The organism is bacterium, from assembly GCA_040755795.1.
GTDB lineage: Bacteria > UBA9089 > CG2-30-40-21 > CG2-30-40-21 > SBAY01 > JBFLXS01.
Window position 1 is genome coordinate 1 of the sequence record JBFLXS010000455.1, and the last position, 2,984, is coordinate 2,984.

Annotated in this window: 4 protein-coding genes; 1 reads left to right on the forward strand and 3 read right to left on the reverse strand. The window is 34.8% G+C overall.

The annotated features are described in order from the left end of the window. The first annotated feature begins 43 nt into the window (after positions 1-43). Positions 44-364, forward strand: a complete 321-nt coding sequence (locus tag AB1414_18225) for a hypothetical protein (protein ID MEW6609352.1) — start codon at positions 44-46, stop codon at positions 362-364. Here AB1414_18225 and AB1414_18230 read toward each other — a convergent pair. The 3 genes from AB1414_18230 to AB1414_18240 all read right to left on the reverse strand — a co-directional run bounded on the left by AB1414_18230 (position 298) and on the right by AB1414_18240 (position 2,474). Beyond that, the gene (locus AB1414_18230; GenBank protein ID MEW6609353.1) at positions 298-1,185 is read right to left on the reverse strand and encodes a HepT-like ribonuclease domain-containing protein; all 888 of its coding nucleotides are present in this window, start codon (positions 1,183-1,185) and stop codon (positions 298-300) included. The genes AB1414_18225 and AB1414_18230 overlap by 67 nt on opposite strands. 81 nt (positions 1,186-1,266) lie before the next feature. Then, a complete protein-coding gene (locus tag AB1414_18235; protein ID MEW6609354.1) occupies positions 1,267-1,434 on the reverse strand; it encodes a four helix bundle protein in 168 nt (55 codons plus the stop codon). A 59-nt stretch (positions 1,435-1,493) separates the two neighbouring features. Next, a complete protein-coding gene (locus AB1414_18240; protein MEW6609355.1) occupies positions 1,494-2,474 on the reverse strand; it encodes a GDP-mannose 4,6-dehydratase in 981 nt (326 codons plus the stop codon). Between the last annotated feature and the right edge of the window lie 510 nt (positions 2,475-2,984).

Here is a 2,984-nt window from a genome sequence, read left to right on the forward strand (position 1 = left end):
TATTATTAAAAAAATTGAAATTAATAGAAACTAATAGAAATTTATGGAAATTTGTTGTTTTCCACAATCAATTTCTACCTATTTCTATAAATTTCAATCTATTTCTATTATCTTATCTCCATATCGCTTTTATCTCCTTATCCCCTTTCTTACACTTTTGATATATAGCCTGAACGGTTACAAATTTTTTCCCTCGGCGATTTTATCGGGGGAGAATCTCTCTAAGAGAATTTGTGTCATTGGATATTCCAATGCCTCTTTAGAAACAAACACCTGCTTAAATCTTTCCACCCTGATTTATTCTGCCTTAATTTCAATCTCTTCTTCCGGGATTGATTCTTTTTCCACATATTTTAAGAGGTAATTAAGAAGACTGAGAATATTCAAGAGTTCCTTTTGCACCACCTCGTATATTTCTGGAGATTCTACTTCCCAGTATAAATGAATTAGCCTATCGCGTAACTTTATCAACTTCAAAGTCGTCCTGGTAAATTCCTGGGGTATTACCTCAGATTGAACTAAATAATTAATTATATCTTTAGAACTGCCAGGTCTTCCTAATCCTTTGACCGCAATAATATGAGTGGCAAGGTCAACTAATGAATCAATACTTATTCGCAAGTAATGTTCGGCTAAGGCGATATTCTGGGCATCGGTTAAAAAGATAGTCTCTGGAAGTTCTTTTAATTTATTTAATTTCTTTAACGCACTCTCACAGATATTTGCTCGTTGGAAAACTATTTCTTTGTTAAACATATTTTCTCCTTTCCTGGTTAATCGTGATTCCAGATATTTATCGTAATGTTCTAAATAAGGTTTAAACTTAAAATATTTTTTTGTTGATAAATCCTCAAATTCTCGCCGCAATTCATCATCTTTAGAATAGATAACCCTGCCTTTCGTAATAATATCATATCTAAATGGTAATGGGGCATTATTTAAAATTACCACATCGAATTTATCGAAATTCAGCACTTGAGAAAGGTCGGTGTTTAATTCAATCGCCTTTGTAAAGGTATTAACCGACTCCCCACCTTCAAGAAAAAACGCAATATCTACATCTTCAACCTGTGTCAGGTCTTGAGATACTAAGATAGAGCCAAATAAATAAACGGCGATGACTTCACCCTTTGTTGAAGAATATCCTTGAATAACTTTAATCCATTCATTTAAATCTATCTTCATTATAATCTGTTACCGTAACTATTCAGCATACCAATCAAGTAGGAAGTAGGGAGTAGGAAAGTAGGAAGAGGGGAAAATACTTCATACTATTTTACTCTTAATTGATTTGATTAAACCTATAAGCATCCTACTCACTTCTTCAGATATATCCCAAATGGATTGAAAATCTGGCAGATAATTAAGTTTCTTAAAACCTTCTGCAATATTTGCTGGAATAGAAACAGCCGCTCTGCACATCTGTTGCACCAATTCTTTCCCTTTCCTACTTCCCTACTCTCCTACTTTCCTACATGGTGAATAGTTACCTGTTACCAATAATATTTTTTAAACTCTTCATAGTATTCAATGGTTCTTTTTAGACCTTCTTCTAATGAAATCTTTGGTTGCCAGCCAAGTATTGATTTAATTTTTGAATAGTCAGCAATATAGTCTCCAATTTCAATTATTTTACTCTCCGGTGGGTATGGAATAAGTTGATATTTGCCTTTACCAGAAATCTTTATAATCAATTTCACAATATCAACAAGGTTAGTCGGATACCCCCCTAAGTTGAAGATTTCACCATTTGCTTTTTCGCTACCCATCGCCAGAAGCATTGCCTCAACAACATCATTAACATAATTAGTATCCCTGATTTGTTTGCCGTCACCATAGATATTTATCATTTCATTATCAATCCCCAGACGAACAAACCAATTTATTATTCCCTGTCGTGAGTGTTTCATCTGATGTCTTGGTCCAAAAGTATTGGATAACCTTAATGAAACACATTTAATCCCATAAACCTGGTGATAAAGGATATGGTATTGTTCCCCAGCAATGTTATTAATCCCATTTACATCGATAGGGCACATCGAATGTTTTTCATCCACAGGTAAGTATTGTGCTTTGCCATATTGTCCTCGAGTGCCGGCAAATAGAATTTTGACATCTGGATTATACTTCCGGCAAGATTCTAATATAGATAATTGACTCCGACAATTTATCTCTAAATCGGTGTAAGGGTCCTTCATTGAATCCACATGGCTTAGTGTTCCGGCTAAATTAAAGATATAATCCTGTCCTTGAACTAAATAGTTCATACTATAGCTATCACGGACATCGGATATATTTATCTTGACCTTATCTTTAATTCCGTCAATATTAAATAGATTCCCACCGTATTCAGGTATCAAGGAATCAATTAATGTCACTTGAGCCTCCATATCAACCAATCTATAGGCTAAAGTGCTTCCGATAAATCCTAATCCACCAGTTATTAACACCTTTTTCCCAGTAAATATTCCCATTTTACCTCCTCTTGTTGTTTCTATAGACTAATTATATCAAAATTTTAATGCCGTGTCAATAGAAAAATTTCCTTCAAATGTGGTAACTATTCACCATTCACCATTCACCATTCACCATTTCTTCCCTAAATTTCCTTAATAATGGTGAATGGTGAATTGTCAATTGTGAATTGTGAATTATCACTCTTCACGGTGTCAAGCAAACCTGGCCCAAGAGTTCGATGCACCGCTATAGCGCATCCAATGACTCTATTCGATAATTCGTAACCGTTCACCGCAGAGACACAGAGACGCAGAGAAGAAAATTAAAATTTATGGACGATACGCTTAACATCCCTGATTTTCATCAGTGCAAGCTCTTGAGTACAACAACATTAAACTTACCCTGATGAAAATCAGGGATGGATTAACAAATCTGGCTTGCCGGCTGAACATTCGGCAAGCAGGTCCTATGTATTTCAATGGCTGCACCAATAATCTTTTCTGTTATCTGATTTATTTCCATATCTT

Coding starts and splice junctions, on each gene's coding strand:
- AB1414_18225 (MEW6609352.1), top strand. CDS start 44: ATGGAAATTTGTTGTTTTCCACAATCAATTTCTACCTATTTCTATAAA.
- AB1414_18230 (MEW6609353.1), bottom strand. CDS start 1,185: ATGAAGATAGATTTAAATGAATGGATTAAAGTTATTCAAGGATATTCT.
- AB1414_18240 (MEW6609355.1), bottom strand. CDS start 2,474: ATGGGAATATTTACTGGGAAAAAGGTGTTAATAACTGGTGGATTAGGA.